This window comes from Acinetobacter sp. TY2 (genome assembly GCF_046269225.1).
GTDB lineage: Bacteria > Pseudomonadota > Gammaproteobacteria > Pseudomonadales > Moraxellaceae > Acinetobacter.
This window is the reverse complement of the sequence record NZ_JBJZOR010000019.1, coordinates 14,748-40,275: the sequence shown is the minus strand read 5'-3', so window position 1 is coordinate 40,275 and position 25,528 is coordinate 14,748. Positions and strand designations below refer to the sequence as shown.

Here is a 25,528-nt window from a genome sequence, read left to right as displayed (position 1 = left end):
TTTTTTATAAAATTTTAAATATTAAAAAACCCATAAGTATTTGCTTATGGGTTTTTGTTTTAATCACCTAAGTAATATAACTTAGAAAATCAAATTAACTAATTATAATTAAAACAAACGATTCATACCATTTAATGTCGCTACACGATAGGCTTCTGCCATCGTTGGATAGTTAAATGTAGTTTCAACAAAATACTTAATGGTATTGTTACCACTTTGCATTACTGCTTGACCAATGTGAATAATTTCAGCGGCATTGTTACCAAAACAATGTACACCTAATAATTCTAAAGTATCACGATGGAACAAGATTTTAAGCTCGCCCACTGTATCACCAGTAATTTGCGCACGTGCCAAATGACGGAAAGATGCCTGCCCCACTTCATACGGAATTTTTTCTTCAGTCAACTGACTTTCAGTTTTACCAAAGAATGAAATTTCAGGAATGGTATAAATCCCTGTTGGAATATCCGTTACAGGTTTAACATCTTCCTCACCGCTCATGTTCGCACCTGCGCAACGACCTTGGTCATATGCAGCAGAAGCTAATGATGGCCAACCAATGACATCACCTGCAGCATAAATATGCTCTACTTCGGTTTGATATTTTTCATTGACAGCAATTTGACCACGACTATTCGGTTTAATCCCTACATTTTCAAGACCTAAACCATCTGTATTTCCTGAACGACCATTACACCATAAAATTGCATCGGCTTTAATCTTCTTACCACTTTGTAAATGCATCACCACGTGATCATCAAAAGTTTCAAGGAAATCAATTTGCTCATTGTTACGAATCAATACGCCTTGTTCACGTAAGTGATAAGATAAGGCATCGGCAATTTCATCATCTAAATAGCTTAAAAGCTGATGTTGAGTATTGATTAAGTCAACTTTATGATCTAAACCAATGAAAATAGAGGCATATTCACAACCAATAACACCCGCACCATAAATGATGATTTTATGTATAGGAAAATCTAGATCCAAAATTTTATCTGAATCAAATACACGAGGATGTTTAAAATCAAGACCTTGTGGATGATATGGACGACTACCTGTCGCAATCACCAATTGTTTAAATACGATCGTTTCTTCAATACCATCTTCACTAAAAATAATAACAGTGTTCTGATCTTGAATATAAGCACGACCATGATACACATCTATATTATTACGATCATAAAAACGCGAATGCGTATTGACCTGTTGCTGAATCACTTTATGTGCATTGTGTAACACTTGTTTCATGGTGAACTGTTTCCAGTCGCCCACTTTTTTAAACATCGGATCACGTTGATAGCGAATAATACTCGATACCGTTTGACGCAATGCTTTACTCGGGATTGTACCCACATGCGTACAGTTACCACCTAACTGTTCGCGTACATCAATAATAGCAACACGTTTGCCCGATTTAGCCAGCTTCATTGCCGCGCCTTCACCAGCAGGTCCTGAGCCAAGTACGACCGCATCGTATTTCACAAAACTTCCACTGACGATTTCTTTCTTACGTGGCATTCAAAGCTCCTTATCACAACTCTGTCTATATATCTTCAGTATTATGACCTAAGTTTATGTATTTTGCTGTATTTACCCTGCATATATTATGTGATGACCACATTTCGTAAATGAATAGTGTTTTTACCCTATCATTTTTCAATTCAGCTATAATATCAATAAATATCCCCCGTCAAAAACAGTGGAAAAGTTGAATATGTCAGAGAACCGTAGACCTGAACAGGGTGTCAAACTGCGTGGTGCCGAAAAAGTTTCCCGTATACCTGTAAAAGTTATTCCAACGGTTGAAACGCCTCGAAAGCCCGATTGGATTCGTGTCAAAATGGCTGCGCCTGATGAAGTTCAACGCATTAAAACAACACTGCGCGCGCAAAAACTTCATACCGTTTGTGAAGAAGCAGCTTGCCCGAACCTTCCTGAATGTTTTGGTGGTGGTACTGCAACCTTTATGATTATGGGCGATATCTGTACGCGTCGTTGTCCATTCTGCGATGTGGCACATGGTCGCCCAAATGCTTTAGATGCAGATGAACCACGTCACATGGCCGAAACCATTTCAAATTTAGGTTTGAAATATGCGGTCATTACTTCTGTAGACCGTGATGATCTACTTGATGGTGGTGCGCAGCATTTCGTTGACTGTATTAAAGAAGCTCGTAGCTTAAGTCCAAAAACTTTACTTGAAATTTTGGTACCTGACTTCCGTGGTCGTATGGATGTAGCTTTACGTATCATGACGGAATGCCCGCCTGATGTGTTTAACCACAACATTGAAACTGTACCTCGTTTGTATAAAGCCATGCGTCCAGGTTCAGACTATCAGCACTCTTTAACTTTGTTAAAAATGTTTAAAGAATACTGCCCTGATGTGCCAACCAAGTGCGGTTTGATGGTCGGTATTGGTGAAACTGAAGAAGAAGTCATTTCTTTATTGGATGATTTACATGCACACGGCGTAGATTATGTGACTATTGGTCAATATTTACAGCCATCGAAAGAACATGCGCCAATCGATCGTTTTGTCACACCTGAAGAATTTGAGCGTTATACCGCTCATGGTCAAAAACTTGGTTTTCGTAATATTTGGGCTGCACCAATGGTACGTTCAAGTTACTTTGCAGATCGTCAATATTATGGTGAACCTGTTCCTGCGGTACGTCGTAAAGTTGATCCTGCTAAAAAAATTGCGGTACAAACGATTGAAGCTTAATTGTCAATAAGCCTCAAACATTGAAGAAAAAAGCCCTCACCTGTTGAGGGCTTTTTTCTTACTTTTTAAATCTATTTTTCCAAATAAATATAATTGAAATTATGTACTGTACCGTCTAAAAATGTACGACCATTCGCCAATGGATTTGAATGATGATCGTTTTATGCTTAGAGCATTTTCCAATGAGCAAAAAATAATGTCACAACAAGATTATGAAAATGGTTTAAAAGTCCGCACTGAAGTCATGGGTGAAAGTTTTGTGAAACGTGCACAAGATAATACCGTTCCATTCACACAACCTTTACAAGATTGGATTAATGAGCATGCGTGGGGTTCAACTTGGCAACGTGAAAGTATACTTCCTCGTAAATATCGCTCACTCATAACTATCGCGTTCTTAACTGCGCAAAAAAGTCCAACTGAGCTGAAAGGTCATGTTCGTGGTGCTTTAAATAATGGCGCAACCGTTGAAGAAATTCAGGAAGTGTTGCTACACAGCCTGCCGTATTGTGGTGCACCTGCAACACAAGAAGCTTTTCGAGCTGCACTTGAAGTAATTAATGAATATCAAAAAACTAAATAAAATAGTTATTATTTTTAAATTTACGAGGAAGTAAAACTTTATTTACTTCCTTTTTTTAATAGCTGATTTTTTGAATTAAAATACTGAACAATTCAACTATACGCCTTATAACAACAGGCACTCAATTAAAAATATAAAATACCTTTTTAAAAATTAACCATACAAATTCATTGAGTTATTTTTAAATAATATTCAAAAAAAATTTATCTTGGCATAAGGATTGCTTAAAAAGATTACCGCTCAGTGTATTTACTTTTTTTACAGGTTCTTTTTTATGTCTCAAATTAAACTCTTTTCAGCTTCAATTTTATCTTTACTCTGTTTATCAGTTACACACGCTAAAAATGTCACTCATGATAATTTTAAAGTTTTAAATCAAATTACTGATCAGCCGACCTTATTAAAAGATGGTGAATATAAAGGAAATTATTATGTTCCTTCTACACTCAAAACAATTCAATGGGGATATTTACCCAACCGTGATGCAAAACCAGTACTGACTGTCGCGTCGGGTAGCACGGTGACCTTTGATACCATTTCACATGAGGGATTGCTTGAAGACCAAGGGCGAAATGTAGAAAAATATTTTAAATCAAAGGGCGTAAATTCTGAGCAAATTCTCAGCGATGCTCAAAAAATTACTGCATCGGATCTTAAACATGACTTTCACAAAGATGGCCCACATATTGTCACTGGCCCTCTTGCAATTACGGGCGCTGAACCTGGTGATATTTTAAAAGTAGAAGTCATTAAAGTAGAACCACGTGTTCCCTATGGTGTTATTTCCAACCGGCACGGCAAAGGAGCTTTAGTTGGTGAATTTCCGAAACAAGTGCAACAAGCAAATGCATCCGCTGAACATCCTGAACGTTTCGGTAATGTCTCAATTTTTACACCGATTGAAAAAAATACCCAAGGTGAATATGAAGGGGTTTTAAAAACTGAAAATGGTAAAGCCATTCGGTTTCCGCTGTATCCATTTATGGGGATCATGGGGGTAGCTGCAAACACATCTGAACCAGTTCACTCAGTTCCACCTGCAATGTATGGTGGTAATATTGATATAAATGAACTCGGTGCAGGTTCAACAGCCTATTATCCAATTCAAGTCAAAGGTGCATTATTTTATACGGGTGATAGTCATTTTGCTCAAGGTGATGGTGAAGTTGCATTGACTGCATTAGAAGCCTCAGCCCGTGCAACGCTTAAATTCACTTTATTAAAAGCAGGAAAAGATAAAATTCCAGGTAAAGAGATTAAACAACCTTTGGCAGAAAATGCTGAATTTTGGATCACACCTGGTTTAGATGAAGACTTAGATGAAGCCATGAAAAAATCAACACGCGAAGCAATCCGTTTCTTAAATCAAGAATATGGTATTGATGAAGCAATCGCCTATGCTTACCTCAGCGCTGCCACTGATTTTGAGGTTTCACAAGTTGTTGATAAAACAAAAGGAATTCATGCAAAAATTAGAAAAGCTGATTTTAAAGAGTTTGCAAATGAGTCATCCATCTTAAAATAATTACGATATCCAGATTGTAAGATACAACATCACTTGTTTTTGGTTATGTTGTATCCCACTCTTTATATTCTAATATTTAAAGTTCATTTTTTTCAGAATCTTAAGACTATATGTTTAAATATTTTTTGATTACTTTTCTAATAACATCAATGTGCTATTTAAAATCTAAAAGATAATTGTTATCATTTGCCTTAATACTTACACAAATTTACATAGCATTATGCAAAGCCAGCCCGAATTAAATGCAGGTACAGTACTTAATACAGATCGCTTTAAGTATCTTTCCCCATTACTGACTTATCGTCTAATGATCAGTTATCGTTTTCTACTCGCTATTGTCGGTGGTTACGCCTTAGCAAGTTATTCTGCAATCGTCATTGCAAAAATATTTGCAGAACAGCGTGCCGATGCTGTACTTAGTGCAACCTTACTCGCTTTTTGTATTTATTGTGCTGCATTTATTTGGGTGTTTATGGTGAAAAAAACACTAAAAGCAACTTTAGGCATTGTTCTCCCTGCGCTTATTTTATGGGCAACAACGATATTTGTAGGGAACTAATATGCGGATAGATGACAAAGTTGAAGGACCGCGCCAATCAATGTCATGGCTACATACATGGGCAAGTCTAATTTTAGGTTGGTTACTCTATGCAATTTTCCTGACAGGGACGTTGAGTTTTTTCCAATCTGAAATCTCTGTTTGGATGAAACCAGAAACACATCAATCTGTACCAGACACATCCCAAGTTAAGCAAACAGAAGTGGCTTTAGCTTTTTTGCAAAAAAACTATCCAGATGCTGGCAGTTGGTCTATTCAACTTCCAAATCATCGTCAAACCACAACTGAACTAAATATTCGAAAACAAGGTGAAGACTTACAAGCAAGGCGTGGCGGTGAACGAGTGACAATTGACAGTGCAACAGGTACTGAAATTGATACACGTGATACTCGTGGTGGAAATTTTTTATATCGCTTCCACTTTGAATTATATGGGTTGCCTCGTATTTGGGCACGCTGGATTGTTGGTCTTGCAACCATGCTGATGTTAGTCGCTATTGTCAGTGGTATCATCACACATAAAAAAATCTTTAAAGATTTCTTTACTTTCCGCTCAGGCAAAGGGCAACGTTCATGGCTCGATGCACACAATGCCACAGCAGTATTTGCACTTCCCTTCCACTTAATGATCACCTTAAGTGGTTTATTATTACTAATGTTTACACTTATGCCTTGGGGGGTGAATCAAGTTTATGAGAGTCGCCAAGACTTTTTAAAAGATCAACGTGCCGGGCTAATTCAACAAGGTTCAAATAAAGCACCGTCTGATCGTGCACAAAATGCTCAGAACATGCGTTCTGACAATGAAAATCAGCAAGGTCGAGGTGAAAGGCGTGGAAAAGGTCAACAACAAAAGCAATCTGCACCTTTAACAGCACTAGAACCCATTATTTCTGCAACACAAGCAAAGTGGAGAAATAATCCAATTGCATCGATTAATATTGTTGCACCCAACACGAATAAAGCCACGATTGAACTACGTGCTTTACACGGCGAAAGTGTGGCTCATCGTAATGTGTATGCAAGCTTAAAATACAATGGTGTGACAGGTAAAGATATCTCCAATGATGATGCTCAACTGAAAAATCCATCTATTCCAACAGGTATATACAATGTCATTACAGTACTTCATGAAGCACGTGGTGTAGACTTGGCATTACGTTGGTTATTATTTTTCTCAGGTATTCTGGGGACATTAATGATTGCAACAGGACTCATCTTATGGTGTGTAAAACGCGCACCACAACAACAAAAACAAGGTTATAAATCGTTTGGCTATCGCGTAGTTGAAGTCACTAATATTGCAGCCATTATTGGTTTACCGATTGCGTGTTCTGCCTATTTTTATGCGAATCGCTTTATTCCTGCCGATTTAGAACTACGTCTCAATTGGGAAATTCGCACTTTCTTTATCGTTTGGTTACTTACTCTCATTTATGCCATGTTACGACCGCATCGTCAGGCTTGGTTGGAGTTATTGGGACTGGCAACACTTGCCTACCTATTATTACCAATAATTAACGTTATGACAGGTGGTCAGGCTTTATGGAACAGCATTGCTCATGAACAATGGATGATTGCGACTTTTGATTTGATGTGTTTATTATTGGCAATATTATTTGCATTTAGCTTTTATAAAGTCAAAAAGCATCAAGGACTACCAAAAAAAGTAAAAGCTCCCACTCGCCAAACTCAGGAGAGTAGAACAGCATGATTGACTCAACTTTCATTTGGTTTCTATTTATTTGGTCGATCAATAGTGCAGGCTTACTTTCTATTGCTGCAAGCATGTCTAAACATCAAAAACAGATTTTTGGCCATGAACTCAAACCATTACATACTCGTATTTTTAAAATTGCAGGTTGGGTCTTACTTATTCTTACCCTTGTCTTATGTACGACACAAGGACATTGGAGTACGTATATCAGTTATTGGATTGGGACTCTCACTTTTGCAGCGCTCTTTAGTGGTTTGTGTTTGAGTTATTACCCTCAGTTTTGTAAAAAAATTGGCTTATTTACCCTTCTACTCGCCAATGCTTGCCTGATTTCAGCCTTATTTTAATACTTAAACTTTAATACTTAAATTTTAAGTATTTTTATTTTTACGCATTAAAGCCAATCTTCGGATTGGCTTTTTTTATACAAAGCATTACGCTATAGCGATTCTATTGTTGTGATTTTATTATGTCTGATCTTCCAATTTCTCCCGAGCTTTATAACCGTGCAATGGCGGGCAACCGTGAAGCTCAATTTGAACTCGCAGAAATTTATATGCAAAGTGAAAATGATGACCACATAGAATTAGCTGAAGAATGGGCACTAAAAGCTGCACAATTGGGACATGTTGAGGCAATGTATTGGTTAGGCGAAGGCTATACAGCCTATGCCAAAGATCTATTAGAAGAAGATCCTGCTGAAGCAAAAACTTATTTTGAACATGCACATCGCTGGCTAGAGCAAGCGGTCAAACAGCAACACCCTGCTGCAATTTTTGAGCTAGCCAATTTTTACCGTCGTGGTGATGTGGTTGAAAAAGACATTGCTAAATCAATCGAAATGCTCGAACAAGCTGCAAAACTCGGTGAAGTGCAAGCCATGCGTGATCTTGTTGCGATTTATGAACATGGTTTAGGTGTCGATATTGATGATGAAAAAGCTGATTTTTGGGCAGACCAAGCTCAACAAGCTGATCTGCAATAAATTCTGCCTAATACAATCAGCCTTCTCTCTCCAAATCTATCTCAAAGCACTACCGTGAGACAAAAGGCTGATTTAAAATCGTAAAAAAGTTGATCCTGATGTAAATATCCCTAACTGACTTTCTAAAATATGCTGCCAAATTTAGAGTAATTTTATTGGTTTTTAGCGTTTTAAAAACTTAAAGAACGCATGATCAAATCAATCATAAAGTAAAAATTAATTAAAATTCAAAATCTTACAATTTTATTCTAAATCAAGTTTGATTTACCTAAAAATCTTTTGCGACTTTGGATGTATCCACAAGAGACAAAGAACACTTTATATCTATCTCTATACCTCTTTTACTCATCTGAAAGCTATGTCTTTGTCTCTTCAATTTGATACTTTTGACAACCCTATGTACCTGAAAAAAGTCGGCAATTGGGTGATCACTTTTTTAAATTCAGTCGAACAAAATACAACTCAACCCATCCGATTAAGCATTCGCTCAGTATTGCCTATTCAACTCTCAGATAGTATTCAACCACGCTCTATTGAAATCTATCAATCAAACGATGAAAACATATGGCATGTTGAAAATGCAGCTTTTTTTAATAGTCATAATCAGCAATTTCATACAATTAAATTCCAACACGACATGATGCTGAAAATTGTAGAAACAATAATCGCCGAATTCAAACGCTACGATGTTGATATTCAACTACTGAGTTAAAACATAGCATTTTTAAAAAAATAAATTGTTCAAGCGCCTTACCCGCCTCGGTGGTTTTTTTATATCTTAGATTCTCCGATGAGCTATCAAAAAAACACGATTTATCGTTTTTATCGGTCGTCAAAAATATCATTTTTTAAGTTTTCGCTAGCTTTTTAAGAAAACATCTACTTTTAAAAGTGCTACAATACCGAATATATAAAATTCTCTCCGGCTCCCATGTGTGGTGCCTATTTCGAAATAGTTAGGATTAGCAATGACTGATAATGCAACGATTTTGCAGAATGTACCAGTAGGCAAAAAAGTCGGTATCGCCTTTTCTGGTGGTCTAGATACTTCAGCAGCTTTATTGTGGATGAAACAAAAAGGCGCAGAACCTTATGCTTATACAGCAAATTTAGGTCAACCTGATGAAGATGACTATGATGCAATTCCACGTAAAGCAGAGGCTTATGGTGCTGTTCTTGCACGTTTAGTCGATTGCCGTTTACAACTTGCATTAGAAGGTATTGCTGCAATTCAATGTGGCGCATTCCACATCTCTACAGGTGGCGTACCTTATTTCAATACGACTCCATTGGGTCGTGCTGTTACAGGTACTATGCTTGTAACTGCAATGAAAGAAGATGACGTTAACATTTGGGGTGACGGTTCTACTTATAAAGGTAACGATATTGAGCGTTTCTACCGTTACGGTTTATTGACCAACCCTGCGCTTAAAATCTATAAGCCTTGGTTAGACCAGACCTTTATTGATGAGCTTGGCGGTCGTGCGGAAATGTCACAATTCCTTATCGATAATGGCTTTGACTATAAAATGTCAAAAGAAAAAGCCTACTCAACAGATTCAAACATGTTGGGTGCAACACATGAAGCAAAAGATCTAGAATACCTCGATGCTGGTATCAAAATCGTTGATCCAATCATGGGCGTTGCATTTTGGAAAGAAGATGTAAAAATTGAAGCTGAAGAAGTTTCAATCACTTTCGAAGAAGGCTTCCCTGTTGCATTAAATGGCAAACGCATTGAAGATCCAGTTGAATTCATTCTTGAAGCCAACCGTATTGGTGGCCGTCATGGTCTAGGTATGTCGGATCAAATCGAAAACCGTATCATCGAAGCAAAATCTCGTGGTATTTATGAAGCTCCAGGTATGGCGCTTCTTCATATTGCTTATGAACGTCTTGTAACAGGTATTCATAACGAAGATACTATTGAACAATACCGTATCAACGGTTTACGTTTAGGTCGCCTACTTTATCAAGGTCGTTGGTTCGATTCTCAAGCGCTTATGCTTCGTGAAACTGCACAGCGTTGGGTTGCAAAAGCAATCTCTGGTACTGTGACTTTAGAACTTCGTCGTGGTAATGACTATACGATTATGAACACTGAGTCTGAAAACCTTACTTATGAAGCTGAGCGTTTGACGATGGAAAAAGGCGATTCTATGTTCTCTCCTATGGATCGTATTGGTCAATTGACTATGCGCAACTTGGATATTACAGATACTCGTGCAAAATTAGGTATTTATACAAATACTGGTCTATTGGCTGTTGGTTCAGGTTCTGCTGTACCACAACTTAAAGATAAAAACTAATACATTTAATCTAATTGATTAAACAAAAAACCGCCAAAATGGCGGTTTTTTGATGTCTCATTTTTATAATAATACGTTAAAAATTAATTAAGCCACATCATCAAACTCGTGCACTCCATAACCTTTGACTAACTTATTTTTCCAAAATACAAGTAACTCAGACTGATCGTTCTAATCAAGATGAGAATCTGATTTAAAACACCCTCATAATTCTGGTGCTGTTTTTTTTAAATATCAAAAATAAATATGACTCATTTAGGATTCTGTATCAGATATTTCCAATTATTTTAAAATCTTTTAAAAACAAGTATGTTCCACCATATCAAGGGTGCCGCAACAGAAGATGCCTTTACATATGAATTACTCAAGAAATTTAACCACAACGCCCGACTGTACTTTACGACCAAGATCATTTGCATCCCAATTGGTCAAGCGAATACAACCATGCGATGCTGTTTTTGAAATTAATGATGGATTGGGAGTACCATGAATACCAAAAGAGGGTTTGCTCAGTGCAATCCAAATATTTCCAACAGGTCCATTTGGTCCCGGTGGTAAAGTCAGCGGTTTTTTATTGCCACCTTGCACAAAGTTTTTCGGCGAATAACCATAATAAGGATTCGGTGCAACTTTTACGACTTTATGCGTTCCTTTTGGCGATGGCGTATCTGATCCACCAATGGTCGCTGGAAATGATGCGATCAAATGGTTTTGAGTATTAAATAAATAAAGTTGTCTTGCCCCTTTATGCGCAACAATGAGGCTCACATCGGCAGGTAAATCATTGCGTACATTCGGGACAATAATTTTTTCACCGACAGTTTTAAAACTTACTTTCGGGTTTAAATGACGTAAAAACTCTTCATCAATATGAAATTTTTCACCTAACATTTCGGTGACACGGGTGTAATACAAACCTGGCATTTTGGCTTGTAATGCATAATTACGTGGAATACTTTTCGCATAAGGGCCTTTCAAATCCTGTGCTGTAATCGTGTATGTTCCATACGCCGCAGTCTTTTGTTTTGAAACTAAACTATCCCATGTTTGTTTAGTTAACTCGCCCGTTACAGGAAAACCATTCATCTGCTGATAAGCTGAAAGTGCTTTTAGAAAATTCTTACCGCTTTTTGCATCGATTGCACCAGGTGAAGCATGTAAATTATTCAACATTACTTGTGCACGTGCATAGGTTGGAAATTGACCACGCCCCAAATTACCCCAAGTAGCGTTATTTATACTCTCTAACGTCCAATTGACCTTTGCAACAGGCGGAGCAACTTTTTCAGCACTTTGTGTTGTTATACTTTGCACAACTGTTTTCGTTACTTCATTTTTCACACTTGCAAAAGAATGTACAGGCAATGCCATAAAAATAATGCACATTGTTAATCGTTTAATCTTTGACTCAAAAATACCCATAAAACTTCTCTAATGATTTAAAAGAATACGTATCTCTTAAATTAAATTTTAAAAAATTAAATACCTACATTCACAATTTATTCAATATGACTTCAAAAATCTGTCTCACCTATACAGAAGATGATTTTCCTCAAACATAGAAATTCAGCATTTCAAATACCAAAACACATGAATAGGCTGATATTATTTCAGCTGGCTATTTATATTAAACAAGAGAACATTCCTTGTCCTTTGACAAAATTATAGTCACAAACATGAATAATTTCACACTTTTTTAATATTATTTTAGATAATTAGTGGTTTTTATCCTATAAAACTCACATTTTGCTCAATCTGCCTGAATTTCATTGATTTTACAAATATTATTCGTACTTTAATATGAAATTTTTCCAACCATAAAATACTTTATATCTAAATAAATATTAGAAGCATTATCCATAATAAAACAGTTGGTTAAAATTAAAAAAACGGCTCGAATAATACAAATTGCGGTTATCTTTTTGTGTTGAATCGATTATTATCTATTTTATTTTTTGATGTAATAATTGCCTTGAACACGATTACTCTGCTTCAGCCAGATGACTGGCATGCTCACCTCCGTGATGGACTTGCTTTGCAACGTACTGTTCCTGACTTAGCGCGTCAATTCTCCCGTGCTATCTGTATGCCAAATACAGTTCCTCCTGTAAAAACTGTTGAAGAAGCAAATGCCTATCGTGAACGAATCATGGCGCATGTCCCTGAAGGCGTTCACTTTGACCCACGTATGGTGTTGTATTTTACAGACCACACAACACCTGATGAAGTCAAAAAAATCAAAGAGTCTGCATTTGTAAATGCAATTAAATTATACCCTGCCGGTGCAACCACGAATTCAGACAATGGCGTGAGCGATATTCGTAAAGTATATAGCGTCATTGAGCAACTTGAAGAGCATCAAGTTCCATTGTTATTACATGGTGAAGTCACACATAATCATGTCGATATTTTTGACCGTGAAAAACGTTTTATCGATGAAGTACTTGCCCCACTTTTAAGACAATTTCCGAAATTAAAATTGGTACTTGAACACATCACCACAAGTGAAGCAGCAAACTTCGTTCTTGAGCAAGATCGTAATGTTGCAGCAACCATTACCCCACAGCATTTATTATTTAACCGTAATGATATGTTGGTTGGTGGCGTAAAACCTCATTTTTACTGTTTACCTATTTTAAAACGCCAAACACATCAGCAAACTTTGCTTGAAGTGGCAACCAGTGGTAATCCTAAATTTTTCTTAGGCACTGACAGCGCGCCACATTCTAAAGATGCTAAAGAAAATGCCTGTGGTTGTGCAGGTTGCTACAGCGCACCAACCGCGATTGAGCTTTATGCACAAGCATTTGATCAAATGGGTCGTATTGAGCGTTTAGAAGGCTTTGCAAGTCACTTTGGTGCAGACTTCTATGGTTTGCCACGAAATACGAGTACAATTACCCTCGTGAAAGAAGATCAGGTAATTCCTGAAAGTTTAGACTACTTGGATGGTGAAAAAATTATCCCGCTCTATGCAGGAAAAACCATCCATTGGAGAAAGGTGTGACAACTGAAATACAACCTGTAATTGGTCAACGCTTCCGTGGTTTTTTACCCGTCGTTGTTGATGTTGAAACTGCAGGTTTTAATTCTGATACGGATGCATTGCTAGAAATTGCATGCATTCCTATTGTTTATGATGCAGAAGGAAAATTTGTTCCAGGTCAAGCACATCATGCACATATCAATCCATTTGAAGGTGCAAATCTAGATCGTAGATCGCTTGATTTTATTGGTGTCGATCCATTTAACCCGATGCGCATGGCAATGGCAGAAGACGAAAAAACAGCGCTTAAACGCATGTTCAAAGCCGTCAATGAAGTTCGTAAACAGCAACACTGTACGCATGCCGTACTTGTTGGTCATAACGCTCATTTCGACCTCGGCTTTGTCAAAGCCGCAATTGCACGTACAGGCACTAAAAATCAGAATCCTTTTCATAGCTTTTCTGTTTTTGATACTGTGACCTTAAGTGCTGTGATGTTTGGACAAACGGTACTCGCAAAATCATGCATTCAAGCTGGAATTGAGTTCGATGGTAAAGAAGCACACTCTGCTTTATACGATACTCAAAAGACTGCTGAACTGTTTTGCTATATTTTGAACAAACTCGCACCTCACTTACTTGACACCTTGATGACGGATCACTAAGATACCGTCATCTTCTAAACGTCCCTATCGTCTAGAGGCCTAGGACATCGCCCTTTCACGGCGGTAACCGGGGTTCGAATCCCCGTAGGGACGCCATCTATTTTTTCGCTGTAAAAATATCACCTCTCTTATCTTATTATTTTTTCTACTTATCTTAGAATAGATTTTGGACGACTTTTTTTATGTAATGTTCAATTAATCAACAAACCATATATAAATATTAGCCTATATGGCTTAATTTTTACATTTACACTTGAAAAAAACCAAACACCCACGATTTAATAATGTAAGTTCACCCAATTGACTCTGTGCACATGAATAATCACAACAGCCCTGAAATTATAATCATTGAAGATCAGAATTTTGGCAGCCATGTAGAACACTGGTCGCTGCTAACAGAACACCCCTCAACTGATGTACCTAAGTGGATGGGTGAAGCTCTCAATTCCCCTGTTATGCCTATGGGCATCTGCTCACAAGAATGCGATATGGATCAAGCCATTTGGCTCATTCAAGGGCCACAGCAGCAAACCATTCAAATTGCACAAGTGATTGCCGTTGAAGATGGGAAACCGAAAGCGGTTAAAACAGCATTCCCATTTTTTGAAAGCCCTTATACGATGCATGCAGAGATTGAACGCATTATTACCTGCAAATCAAATACGCAAGCTGTTTTAAGCCTCAAGCTCAATGCCAATAGTACAGTGTATGCTTTTGACAGCTTATATAGTGTCAATCATGCCAATTATAAAAAAAATCAAACCTATAAAGTTCAACTCAATGCTTTTGCTTATGAATTGGAAAAAGTATCTGATCATGAGCAAATCATTGTCGATGATCCAGCTTCAATTAAACATCATCGTGCTTTAAATGAAATTTTGTCAGAAAATAACGGGGTTGCACCTGCCAATTTGCAAGAACTTATTGATGCATGGGAGCCAAAATCTGAAGATGATAAAGCACCCGTCACTGTCGATTTTTCCAAAATGGTGGCTTATTTGTATGGCGAAACCCTTGGGCAGGAAGATGAAGCATGGTTCCAAGGCAAAATTGTCGGCAAAACACAGACTGAATTTCAACAATCTGAATTTACACTCTATGATGTCACACTAATTTTAGAAGAAGATCAGCCTGCAACACTAATTCGTATTGCCACACAAAACCCAGCTTTTAAAGATTTTGAAATTGGACAATATATTCGTGGCAATCTTTGGATTCAAGCGAATATCTATGCAGAAGCCAAAGCCTAAACAGCCAAATTTTGAGTGATATAAATAAGAAAGAGGATAAAATACCATTTTTTATCCTCTTTTTAATCAGAATTTTGAATGTTTATTCTCACCGAACATAATGGCATATTTCCCTCTTAAATAATGATCTCTTTCAATCAAAGCAGAAACACCTGCCCATTATGATTATAAAATAGATGATAAATTTGATTCTTTAACTTAAAAAATTCTGCTGATTGTTATCACTTATTTATTTTTATTGAGCATATAATTAGCTACATATTAAAAAATAAAAATAGTAAAAATATCAATAATTCATAATGAATAAGATCTTAAAATAGTTTAATCAGTAACTTAGAAATATTACTGTATATAAATCACCCAAATCTTTTGTCTAAAAAATTAGATTCTCAATTCAAGATACTCCTCATATATTTAATGCCGTTTAATAAAATATTTAAATTATTGTTATTTATTTAAGTTTGTACTTTAATTGATCAAAGAAATATGTTAAAAATGTGACAACACAGGATTGAACAATAATTTCAAAATCCAGGCTTAGCAATGAAAATCACATCAGAACAAACGACCGATTTAATACATTCCCCTCGTACATTTGTGCTACGTATTGATAGGGGTGGTTTCTGCTTTTTTATTTTAGGGATGTTTCTTACTGCAATGATATTTAATTATCTTGGTATTTTTCCATCACTTCACTAATCACTCGATTTTGCATTAAAAAACCCTCATAAAGAGGGTTTTTTAATGCATTTTCAATTAGACTGACTTAGCCATTTCGCTTAGTAAAATCATCCATAAAGTTAACTAATGCTTGCACACCTTCAAGTGGTACAGCATTATAAATACTTGCACGCATACCACCGACTGAACGGTGCCCAGCAAGATTGAGTAAATGATTTTCTTCCGCTTCTTTCAAGAATAACTTATCTAAATCAGCATTTGCCAATGTAAATGGTACATTCATAATTGAACGGTTTGGTGTTGCAATCGGATTTGCATAGAAATCACTAGAATCGATATAACCATACAATAATTGTGATTTTGCCAAGTTCACTTGATGCATTGCGTCCACACCACCTTGCTCAAGTAACCATTCAAATACTAAACCTGATAAATACCATGCATAAGTTGCAGGTGTATTTACCATAGATTCATTTTTCGCTTGTGAACTATATTTCAACAAACTTGGAATTTCAGGTTTCGCTTGATCAAGCAAATCATCACGTACAATGACTAATGTTAATCCAGCAGGACCGATATTTTTCTGCGCACCCGCATAAATCAGACCAAATTTAGAGACATCAATCGGTGCAGATAAAATACTTGAAGACAAGTCTGAAACCAATGGTTTGTCAGTTACAGGGATATTAGCAAATTGAATACCACCAATCGTTTCATTATCGGCGTAATGTACGTAGGCAGCATCATTTGACAAGTTCCATTGGCTTTGATCCGAAATAGCCAACTTTCCGTTAATGCTTGTACCCGCTTCAATAATATTGATCTCACCATAGCGCTGTGCTTCTTGAGTCGCTTTTTCTGACCAGATACCCGTATGGATATAATCTGCTTTATTATTCTTGCCCAATAAATTAAGTGGAATTGCAGAAAATTGTAGCGATGCGCCGCCCTGTAAGAACAGAACTTTATAATTCTCAGGAATATTCATCAACTTACGTAAATCAGCCTCGGCTTTTTCAGCGACAGCAACATAGTCTGCACTACGATGGCTCATTTCCATGATGGATAAGCCTTTACCACGCCAATCTAATAACTCTGACTGAGCTTTTTCTAAAACGGCAGTAGGTAATGCAGCAGGACCAGCACAAAAATTGTACGCGCGCATGATTTTTCCCTTTTTAAAGTGAAACGAATGAAATAGGCGCATTTAACCACAATTTGGCTTTTCTTGCAGTAGCTTTGTCAGTCAAACTTTCAATGTGTTTAAAGATTTAGAATTGATATTTCAATAAGAAAATTTAACTACATCTGCCTACTTGGTGTTAAATCACTCCCTGAAAGCGTCTTCAGCTTTTTAGAGCAATAATTTTCTGCATACTTAAAAAATTCAACAATGCACCACTCTCTTTACTTTTTACTTTCTACATACTTCACAAAATTATCTAAAATTGCCTGCCACCCTGCTTGCTGTTGCTCAAGTGGATATTCATGTTCAGGGTCAAAACTGATTTGTACTAAAACGGCCTGATCTTTTTGCTGAAAAATAATCTCTGCATTACGCTCACCAAATGAATAGGCAATTTTCTCATGGGGGATAATTTCAGTATATATTCCTGCAAAATCAAAACCCATACTGCCATCTTTAGCTTCCATACGATTTGAAAATTGCCCACCAACTCTTAGATCATTGACTGAATTGACCGTATGCCATTCAGGTGAAGCTGTATTCCATTCTTGAATATCTTGAGGATTGTTATAAGTATTCCAAACAAGATCAATGGGCGCGTTAATTAAAGATTCAACTGTAATTTTTGCCATTTTTATTTTCCTGATAGAATTATGTTCAATTTATCTTAACGATAAAACTTTAAAAGTACATGAACAAAAGTGTATATCGACTATACATACATTAGATTTTTAACAAACGCATGTAAACTACAAAACGAAACACTTTAAGAGATTGATTTAGATTACTTATTCTAGTCATTCAGGGTTAGAATAAGTTTAAATGAAGTCAGATGTGAAAGATTATGTTTTTCAAAACGACGCAAAATATGTATAACCAAAAAGTACAAACACGTCTGAAATTTTTGCTTCTTTGCTTTACAGGAGCCACTCTCAGTCAACTAACTTATGCTGAGTCGCTTAGCTATGTCCAAGCAGAACAATATTTTATTGAACACTCATATACTACTCAAGCAAATATAGCTTTAAATCAAGCAACAAAACTTCAAGCAGAAGCGGTCAAAAATATTGGTTTACCTAGAGTTGACCTCAATGTCCGTGCTTATAAATTTCACACTGAAACTGATATTCCGCTAAATAGTGTAAAAAACAATCTAGAGCAATCACTCTCTCAAGGTGTAAATGATCATATTGACCACTGGCAATCACAAAATAATATTCCATCAACAATTGTAGACCCTTTAAAACAAGGTCTGACACAAGGAATACAAAATGGTGTGGGTTTAATTCCAGATAAAGCCAATGTAATTTTAGAAGATGAAGTGATACGCCCAACTATTTCTGTCATGATGCCGCTTTATACAGGTGGTGTTACGACCGCTACCAAAAATATCGCCCATTTAAATGCTGAACGCAGTGAGTTAAATAGTAAACAGCAGCAAGATATACAACGATTTGAAATGATTCAAGCTTATTTCAATGTCCAATTACAACAACAACTTTTCGCTTCAAGCCAATTCAACTTAACGTCCATGCAAAAGCATTATGATAATGCTCTAAAACTAGAACAAGCAGGATTTATTAGCAAAGGACAGCGTATGCAATTTGAGGTTGCTCGTAACAATGCCCAACGTGTCAATCAAAATGCCTTTTCCAATTTACAATCGAGTCAATTTCATCTGAAAAACCTACTCAACCAATCATCCATCGAAAAATTAACTACGCCACTTTTTGTTAATCGCGAACAAAGCCAATCTGTACAACAACTTTTGGCTAGTTATTCTGAAAGCTCAAGCTTAGTTAAAAAACTACAAACGGATACTCAACTCGCGAATGAAAATATCAAACTACAAAGTGCGAGTAAGAAACCAACGTTATTCGCATTTGGTGAATACAGTTTAGACTCAGATCAAAATTGGATTGTTGGTGTTGCTGCAAGATATAACTTATTTTCAGGTCTAGATAAAAATAAAAATGTGCAAGCCGCTCAACTGCAAAAACAAGCAACAGAACTACTCACTGCACGCACTCAACAGGAAATTGAAAATATTATTTATAAATCTTATAGTGAACTACATTCAGCACAACAAAATAATCAGCTTCTACAAAATAATGAACCTGCTGTAATGGAAAACTTAAGAATTCAACAACTTTCTTTTAAAGAAGAAATGGGAACTGCTACACAAGTTATTGATGCTCAAAATCAACTCAGTATATTGAAAGCAGAAAAAGCACTCAATTCCTATAAATACATTATGTCACTCGCGACGTTACTTCAAAGCCATGGTAGTTTAGAACAATTTCAAAATTATATTCATCAATCTAATACTGATTATATTCGTTAATGGAGTATGTTGAATGACTCAAGATCCTAATACACAGACACCGCCGAATGAATCTGTAGATGAACAAAGTACTACAGTTGATCCAAGCACATCACACTCGGCAACAGATCAATTGCATCACAACCTAGAAACTGATGTTGAAAATGTATCAACTGATCTGCCCATTCAAAATACTCATGCAGAAAAACCCTCTAAATATAAAATATTATTACTTTGTATTCTTATCCTTGTTGCTCTGGGTTTTATTGCATTTGGTTTATGGAAAAGCTATCAACCGCAAATTATTGATGTACAAGGACGTGTAGAAGCCGAGACGTTACATGTCAGCACAAAAATTCCCAGCCGAATTGAAGAAATTTTTGTACATGATGGACAAGCCATTGAAAAAGGACAATTACTCGTTACATTAAGCAGTCCAGAAATTGAGACAAAAAAACAGCAAGCATTAGCAACTTTACAATCGGCTTTAGCCCTGCAATCTACTGTTGAGCGGGGTTCACAACAAGAAAATATTGATACGCTTTATGCAAATTGGCAAAGCCTAAAAGCTCAAGAAAACCTTGCTCAGACAACCTATCAACGAGGTCAGAATCTTTATACTCAAGGCGTCATTTCTAGACAGCGTCGTGATGAAATGTTTGCAGCTGCACAGTCTGCAAAAGAACTATCCGAAGCTTCTCGGCAACAATATTTACGTGCTAAGCGTGGTAGTACAGAACAGCAAAAGTCGGGAGCAGATGCACAAGTAGAAATTGCCAAAGCTGCTGTAGCAGAAGCCAATGCACTCGAATCAGAAACACGCTTATTTTCCCCTATTCAAGGTATTGTTTCTAAAACTTATGGAAAACCGACAGAACTCGTCGCAATTGGCGTTCCTATTGTCAGTATTATTAAAGATGAAAAATGGGTGAGCTTAAATATTCGTGAGGATCAGTATAGTCAAGTTTACCAAGCAAAATCTCTTGAAGGTTATGTTCCTGCTTTAAACCAGAATTTCAGATTTCAAATTAAAAACATTGATGCCGAGGGTGAGTTCGCCACAATTAAAACCACGCGTCAAAGTGGTGGTTATGATATTCGTAGCTTTAAAATTCATCTGACCCCACCTAAAGAAGCTGAAAATTTAAAAGTTGGAATGAGTGTCATCTTCAAGTTAAAACAAGGTTCTGCACAAGCAGAATAAATTTTAGGCGAGTCAATGACTGGATAATTATTCATGCTCAGCACCATCAAACGTGAAATTAGATATTTACTCACGCATAAATGGGATTTATGCATGGTGAGTCTAGCGCCGTTATGCATTATTATTCTGTTTTGTAGTATGTTTTATTCAGGTAAAGCTGAACATGTACCTATTGCTATTATTAATCAAGATCATAGCGAACTGAGTCATACGATTGAAAAGTATCTTAAACTAAATACAACATTGCACGTACAACAGATTTCTGAAGATCAAACAGAGGTAGAGAAAAATTTAAATCAGACCCGAATCTGGGGTTATGTAATGATTCCTGAGGGTGCTGAACAACGCTTAGTCAAAGGAGAGGATGCACAAATTAGTATTGTCTATAACCAGTCCTATTTTAGCATTGGCAATACTATTTCTTCAGCAATGTTATTGTCCACAGTTCAAGCTTCTACTGATTTTTTAAAAAATAATTATTTTGTAAATGAAATACCTTATATCGATATTGATATTGATACAGCACATATCAAAATTTCCCCTCTTTTCAACCCGAATTTAAATTATGAACTTTATCTTGAACCATTCGTAATTCCTGCGGTTTTACATTTATTATTATGTTGTTGTATTGCCTTTTCAGTTGGGCAAGAACTCAAACTAAATACCACTCAACAATGGAGAGATTCAACAACAGTACTTCAAGCCATTTTTGCCAAAAGCTTCGTTTATGTGATTATTTTTTGCTTTTGGACATGGTTATGGATGTTTTGGTTAATTGTTATTCGAGGCTGGACAGTCGCAGGGTCACTGAGTCTTATTTTATTTGCTCAGTTTTTATTTTATCTCGCTTATGCATTAATTAGTGTGACTGTTGTTCTTGCTACAAAGAATCTTTCAAAAACTTTTGGTTTTCTTGCTGTATATGGTGGCTCTTCTCTGAGCTTTGCAGGTGTTACTTTACCTTTAAATAATGCACCACTTTTCACTAAATTTTGGTCAAACATTATCCCTTATACACCTTATGCAAAATTACAAACTGAACAATGGGTCATTGGTAGCCCACCAACTACTTCACTTACTCCTTTATTCATTCTCACGTTATATTGTATTTTTTATTTAGCAATATCTGGCACCCTACTCAAAAAAATTATTTGGGGAGCAGTCAATGAAAAATGAGCAATTCATAAAAATCATCACTTTTTGGAAGCAAGTTGGGCAAGACTATATTCAGACCTTTAAGAATATTGCGGGTAATTTTTCAATTTTAACCACGATGATTCTATCTGTAATTTTCTATAGTTTTTTTTATCCAATTGCCTATAAATCACAGACCGCAGAACAATTGCCTATCGTAATTGTTGATGAAGAGCAAAGTGTACTCACAACCCAACTCATTACAGCAATCAGTAATAGTCCAAATGTAGCCATAATTGATATTAGTCATAATTTTGAAGAAGCTAAATATCTGGTACAAACACAAAAAGCTGATGGAATATTACTTCTTCCAGAACACCTTTCAGAAAGCCTCATTAGAGGAGAAACTGGAGGAATTGGACTTTACCTAAGCGGTGCTAATTTTTTAAAAACCAAACAAATCGGCTTAGGCATAGCAACAGCCGTAGAAAATACTATTGCTGAATATCTTTCTCGTTTTGCACAAGTTACACATTTTTCACCTGCCCTACCTATTCACCAAATCCCACTTTTCAATACTTTATCTGGTTATGGTAGTTATATATTCCCCGCTGTAGCACCACTCATTATTCACCAAACAGTATTACTCGGTTTATGTATGCTGATTGGTGGATACCGTGAAAAACAATGGCGTGCTTCTCGTGCTGAATTTTTAGCTATTTATTTAGTGGCTCTTACTATTGGGACTTTGGGCTGTCTCTATCTTTTTGGTTTCACTTTTTGGCTAAATGATTATCCTAGAGGTGGAAATTTCTTTGGAATGCTTTGCGCTGTACCTATTTTTATTAGTGCAGTCATTGGGCTTGCCTTCTTCATTGCAAGTTATTTAGATACTTCTGAACGTGCAGGACATCTCATTGTCTTTAGCTCTGTACCTTTATTTTTATTATCAGGAACGGCTTGGCCCTTACAAGCCATGCCTGAATGGATGCAAATGTTTTCTCAATTACTACCATCCACTCAGGGTATCAACTTGTTTGTACAACTTAACCAAATGGGGGTATCAACTCAATTGATATTACCTAAATTAATTTATTTACTATTTATCTCATTAATTTTATTAAGTTTATCTTGGTATCGCCTTGGAGTATTCATAAAAAAAATACATAAATAAGCCAACTTACATCTATATATTAAATTAAACTAAATTAATTGATTGGATAATTAAATTAAACTGTATTAATTTCACCCAATCAAAATACATTCAATCAGAAATAATTAGTCGAGCAGATAAAAATAGATGCAAAATAAACGCTTCTGAGAAATGCGCTCAACAATCACGCTCTCCCTCCTTCTAGCATACCCATATTCATGCTTGGAATTGGCGATTTCGCGTTTTGATCATTTAATTTTTTTTTCGCCAAAATCTGATTTTTTAAGGGCTCAGTATGAATAAACTGAAAATTAGCCTAGCATGGCAAATCGTTATTGCGCTCTTTTTAGGTATTTTGGTTGGTGCTGTTTTACATAACCAACCTGAAATCCGTGACGACATCGTCCATAACTTCCTACAACCTTTGGGTAAGATTTTCATTAATCTGATCAAAATGATTGTGATCCCGTTGGTTTTATCCATGTTAATTTTGGGTATTGCTAATGCAGGTGACAGTAAAAGTATAGGAAAGCTCGGTTTTAAAACCATTGTTTACTTCGAAATCATTACCACAATTGCTATTATTGTCGGTCTTTTTGCTGCAAACATTTTCAAGCCAGGCGCTGGCATTGATATGTCACAACTGACAACTTCTGATATCTCCCAATATCAGCAAACCACACAAGAAGTTAGTCAGCATGCACATGGTTTAGTTAACACTGTTTTGTCTTTGATTCCATCTAATATTTTCTCTGCAATGAATGATGGGCATATGTTGCCAATTATTTTCTTTGCCGTGATATTCGGTATTGGTCTTGGATCACTTGCTAAAGAAACAAAACAACCGCTCATTGATGTTTTAAAAGCGATCTCTGAAACCATGTTTAAAGTGACGCACATGATTATGCTTTTTGCACCGATTGGTGTATTTGGTTTGATCGCTGCGACTGTTGCGAACTTCGGTTTTAGCTCATTGGTTCCACTCGTGAAACTTGCTTTATTGGTTTATGGTGCAATCTTCTTCTTTATCTTTATTGTACTTGGTTTTGTGGCTAAATTCTGTGGATTCAGCATTTGGACGATTATCAAAATCTTAAAAGATGAATTAATTTTAGCCTATTCAACTGCAAGTTCTGAAACTGTTTTACCTCGTATGATGGAAAAAATGGAAGCCTATGGCGCTCCAAAATCGATCACGAGCTTTGTTGTTCCAATTGGTTATTCGTTTAATCTTGATGGTTCAACACTTTACCAAAGTATTGCAGCAATCTTTATTGCACAGCTTTACGGTATCGATTTAACCATTACACAGCAAGTTGTACTTGTGCTCACACTCATGATCACTTCTAAAGGGATTGCAGGCGTACCAGGGGTTTCTTTCGTGGTTCTACTTGCAACCCTAGGTAGTGTTGGTATTCCACTTGAAGGCTTAGCATTTATTGCAGGTATTGACCGTATCTTAGATATGGCACGTACTGTATTGAACGTAATTGGTAATGCTTTGGCTGTTCTTGTGATTAGTAAATGGGAAGGTCAATTTGATAGTGAAAAGCAAAAAAATTATAATTTTGATGCCACTCACTAACATTTAAACATTTTTTCTTATATAAAATGGGAGCTTCGGCTTCCATTTTATATCGATACCTATTTTTCAAATCACTTTATTTTTCTACTTCTTGCACCCAAAACCCCACAATTTTATCACCACCATCATGCCCATCGAACACCACAGAAAATATAATCGTTTGATTGGGATAAATATATTTATAACCAATTTTTGTCACTTTACCATACGTTGTTTCAATAGATTTAGCAGTCAATACAAGTTCAGGATTATCTGCAACATAATCAGGTAAAGCATCAAAAACTGTTTGTAAGATTTGAGGATTTTTAGTCAACTCATCTCTAATATCTTGCTCGCTCAAACTCAGAATTTTAGCCTGATCATGATCAATCAAAGCTTGAAACAATATTTTTGCTTTTGTATTTTGTTGCTCTGAAGCCTCTAAGTCGGGCATTTTTTCCTCAATTTTATCTAAAATAGTTTCTTTTACTTTTTCACATGCAGACAATGGGAATATCAGACTTAAAATTAAAACAGTACTTTTCATCTTATTTTTGATCATCATTCTTCGCCCCATTTAAGTTAATATATTCTTTATCTCACAATTTAACAAAATAATTAAGTTTAAATACCAACTCATAGTACAAATAGCAAAACCTATAAATTTAAATAATTTGTACTCCGTTACCCATCATTCACATTGCTAATATTCAATTATGCAGCTCTTGCATCCAAATACCAACAATATTATTGCCACCACGATCCTAAGAAAGTCACCACAAAAATCATGATGTTATCAGAATAATTATACTTATAGCCTATTTTAGTGACTTTCCCATAAGCCAATTCAAAGGCTTTTATTTTCTTGAGGTTGTTCTAGCATATACTCAGATAAAGACGCATAAATCTGCATGGGTTCTTGTGAATTTTTAAGCAATTCTTGACGTAAATTTGCCTCACTCAAACTCAA

The 25,528-nt window shown here is 36.2% G+C and carries 22 protein-coding genes and 1 tRNA gene; 18 read left to right on the top strand and 5 right to left on the bottom strand.

What is annotated here, in order from left to right; genetic code table 11:
• Positions 1–108: 108 nt before the first annotated feature.
• Positions 109–1,524: a Si-specific NAD(P)(+) transhydrogenase gene (sthA, locus tag ACK1JC_RS12250; protein WP_409512151.1), complete on the bottom strand. Its 1,416-nt coding sequence runs from the start codon at positions 1,522–1,524 to the stop codon at positions 109–111.
• 196 nt (positions 1,525–1,720) lie between these two features.
• Between sthA and lipA the strand changes: the two genes are divergently transcribed.
• The 9 genes from lipA (at position 1,721) to argG (ending at position 10,412) form a co-directional block, all read left to right on the top strand.
• Positions 1,721–2,734, top strand: coding sequence for a lipoyl synthase (gene lipA, locus ACK1JC_RS12245; RefSeq protein ID WP_409512150.1), 1,014 nt, complete (start codon positions 1,721–1,723; stop codon positions 2,732–2,734).
• Between the two features lie 196 nt (positions 2,735–2,930).
• Positions 2,931–3,317: a carboxymuconolactone decarboxylase family protein gene (locus tag ACK1JC_RS12240; protein WP_409512149.1), complete on the top strand. Its 387-nt coding sequence runs from the start codon at positions 2,931–2,933 to the stop codon at positions 3,315–3,317.
• A gap of 274 nt (positions 3,318–3,591) precedes the next feature.
• Positions 3,592–4,842 (top strand): acetamidase/formamidase family protein, encoded by a 1,251-nt coding sequence (locus ACK1JC_RS12235; RefSeq protein WP_409512148.1) that lies wholly within the window; start codon positions 3,592–3,594, stop codon positions 4,840–4,842.
• 220 nt (positions 4,843–5,062) lie between these two features.
• A complete protein-coding gene (locus tag ACK1JC_RS12230) occupies positions 5,063–5,401 on the top strand; it encodes a hypothetical protein (protein WP_409512147.1) in 339 nt (112 codons plus the stop codon).
• Between the two features lies 1 nt (position 5,402).
• Positions 5,403–7,115 (top strand): PepSY-associated TM helix domain-containing protein, encoded by a 1,713-nt coding sequence (locus tag ACK1JC_RS12225; protein ID WP_409512146.1) that lies wholly within the window; start codon positions 5,403–5,405, stop codon positions 7,113–7,115.
• Positions 7,112–7,465: a DUF3325 domain-containing protein gene (locus ACK1JC_RS12220; protein WP_409512145.1), complete on the top strand. Its 354-nt coding sequence runs from the start codon at positions 7,112–7,114 to the stop codon at positions 7,463–7,465. Before ACK1JC_RS12225 ends, ACK1JC_RS12220 begins: the two co-directional genes overlap by 4 nt.
• A gap of 122 nt (positions 7,466–7,587) precedes the next feature.
• The gene (locus tag ACK1JC_RS12215; protein ID WP_409512144.1) at positions 7,588–8,103 is read left to right on the top strand and encodes a tetratricopeptide repeat protein; all 516 of its coding nucleotides are present in this window, start codon (positions 7,588–7,590) and stop codon (positions 8,101–8,103) included.
• Between the two features lie 358 nt (positions 8,104–8,461).
• Positions 8,462–8,815 carry a hypothetical protein gene (locus ACK1JC_RS12210; RefSeq protein ID WP_409512143.1) on the top strand — a complete coding sequence of 118 codons (354 nt, stop codon included), beginning with the start codon at positions 8,462–8,464 and terminating at the stop codon, positions 8,813–8,815.
• Between the two features lie 256 nt (positions 8,816–9,071).
• A complete protein-coding gene (gene argG, locus ACK1JC_RS12205) occupies positions 9,072–10,412 on the top strand; it encodes an argininosuccinate synthase (RefSeq protein ID WP_409512142.1) in 1,341 nt (446 codons plus the stop codon).
• A gap of 360 nt (positions 10,413–10,772) precedes the next feature.
• Here argG and ACK1JC_RS12200 read toward each other — a convergent pair whose 3' ends face one another.
• Positions 10,773–11,783 carry a L,D-transpeptidase gene (locus ACK1JC_RS12200; protein ID WP_409512178.1) on the bottom strand — a complete coding sequence of 337 codons (1,011 nt, stop codon included), beginning with the start codon at positions 11,781–11,783 and terminating at the stop codon, positions 10,773–10,775.
• 601 nt (positions 11,784–12,384) lie between these two features.
• Here ACK1JC_RS12200 and pyrC point away from each other — a divergent pair.
• The 4 genes from pyrC to ACK1JC_RS12180 all read left to right on the top strand — a co-directional run bounded on the left by pyrC (position 12,385) and on the right by ACK1JC_RS12180 (position 15,313).
• The gene (gene pyrC, locus ACK1JC_RS12195; protein WP_409512177.1) at positions 12,385–13,419 is read left to right on the top strand and encodes a dihydroorotase; all 1,035 of its coding nucleotides are present in this window, start codon (positions 12,385–12,387) and stop codon (positions 13,417–13,419) included.
• The gene (rnt, locus tag ACK1JC_RS12190; protein WP_409512141.1) at positions 13,404–14,063 is read left to right on the top strand and encodes a ribonuclease T; all 660 of its coding nucleotides are present in this window, start codon (positions 13,404–13,406) and stop codon (positions 14,061–14,063) included. The genes pyrC and rnt overlap by 16 nt, the downstream gene beginning before the upstream one ends.
• A gap of 20 nt (positions 14,064–14,083) precedes the next feature.
• A tRNA-Glu gene (locus ACK1JC_RS12185) sits at positions 14,084–14,159 on the top strand.
• Positions 14,160–14,377: 218 nt separating this feature from the next.
• Positions 14,378–15,313: a hypothetical protein gene (locus ACK1JC_RS12180; protein WP_409512140.1), complete on the top strand. Its 936-nt coding sequence runs from the start codon at positions 14,378–14,380 to the stop codon at positions 15,311–15,313.
• A 766-nt stretch (positions 15,314–16,079) separates the two neighbouring features.
• Here ACK1JC_RS12180 and serC read toward each other — a convergent pair.
• Both serC and ACK1JC_RS12170 read right to left on the bottom strand, forming a co-directional pair.
• On the bottom strand, positions 16,080–17,159 hold the full coding sequence (gene serC, locus ACK1JC_RS12175) for a 3-phosphoserine/phosphohydroxythreonine transaminase (RefSeq protein WP_409512139.1): 1,080 nt from the start codon (positions 17,157–17,159) through the stop codon (positions 16,080–16,082).
• A 242-nt stretch (positions 17,160–17,401) separates the two neighbouring features.
• Complete coding sequence (locus ACK1JC_RS12170) at positions 17,402–17,812, bottom strand: SRPBCC domain-containing protein (protein WP_409512138.1); 411 nt, start codon at positions 17,810–17,812, stop codon at positions 17,402–17,404.
• Between the two features lie 212 nt (positions 17,813–18,024).
• On the opposite strand from ACK1JC_RS12170, the gene ACK1JC_RS12165 reads away from it, so the two are divergent.
• The 5 genes from ACK1JC_RS12165 (at position 18,025) to gltP (ending at position 24,579) form a co-directional block, all read left to right on the top strand.
• Positions 18,025–19,524 carry a TolC family protein gene (locus ACK1JC_RS12165; protein ID WP_409512137.1) on the top strand — a complete coding sequence of 500 codons (1,500 nt, stop codon included), beginning with the start codon at positions 18,025–18,027 and terminating at the stop codon, positions 19,522–19,524.
• Positions 19,525–19,537: 13 nt separating this feature from the next.
• The gene (locus ACK1JC_RS12160; RefSeq protein ID WP_409512136.1) at positions 19,538–20,707 is read left to right on the top strand and encodes an HlyD family secretion protein; all 1,170 of its coding nucleotides are present in this window, start codon (positions 19,538–19,540) and stop codon (positions 20,705–20,707) included.
• Between the two features lie 33 nt (positions 20,708–20,740).
• A complete protein-coding gene (locus ACK1JC_RS12155) occupies positions 20,741–21,883 on the top strand; it encodes an ABC transporter permease (protein ID WP_409512135.1) in 1,143 nt (380 codons plus the stop codon).
• Positions 21,873–23,015, top strand: a complete 1,143-nt coding sequence (locus ACK1JC_RS12150; RefSeq protein WP_409512134.1) for an ABC transporter permease — start codon at positions 21,873–21,875, stop codon at positions 23,013–23,015. The genes ACK1JC_RS12155 and ACK1JC_RS12150 overlap by 11 nt, the downstream gene beginning before the upstream one ends.
• Before the next feature lie 274 nt (positions 23,016–23,289).
• The gene (gene gltP / locus ACK1JC_RS12145; RefSeq protein WP_409512133.1) at positions 23,290–24,579 is read left to right on the top strand and encodes a glutamate/aspartate:proton symporter GltP; all 1,290 of its coding nucleotides are present in this window, start codon (positions 23,290–23,292) and stop codon (positions 24,577–24,579) included.
• Positions 24,580–24,655: 76 nt separating this feature from the next.
• Here gltP and ACK1JC_RS12140 read toward each other — a convergent pair whose 3' ends face one another.
• Positions 24,656–25,123, bottom strand: coding sequence for a hypothetical protein (locus ACK1JC_RS12140; protein ID WP_409512132.1), 468 nt, complete (start codon positions 25,121–25,123; stop codon positions 24,656–24,658).
• Between the last annotated feature and the right edge of the window lie 405 nt (positions 25,124–25,528).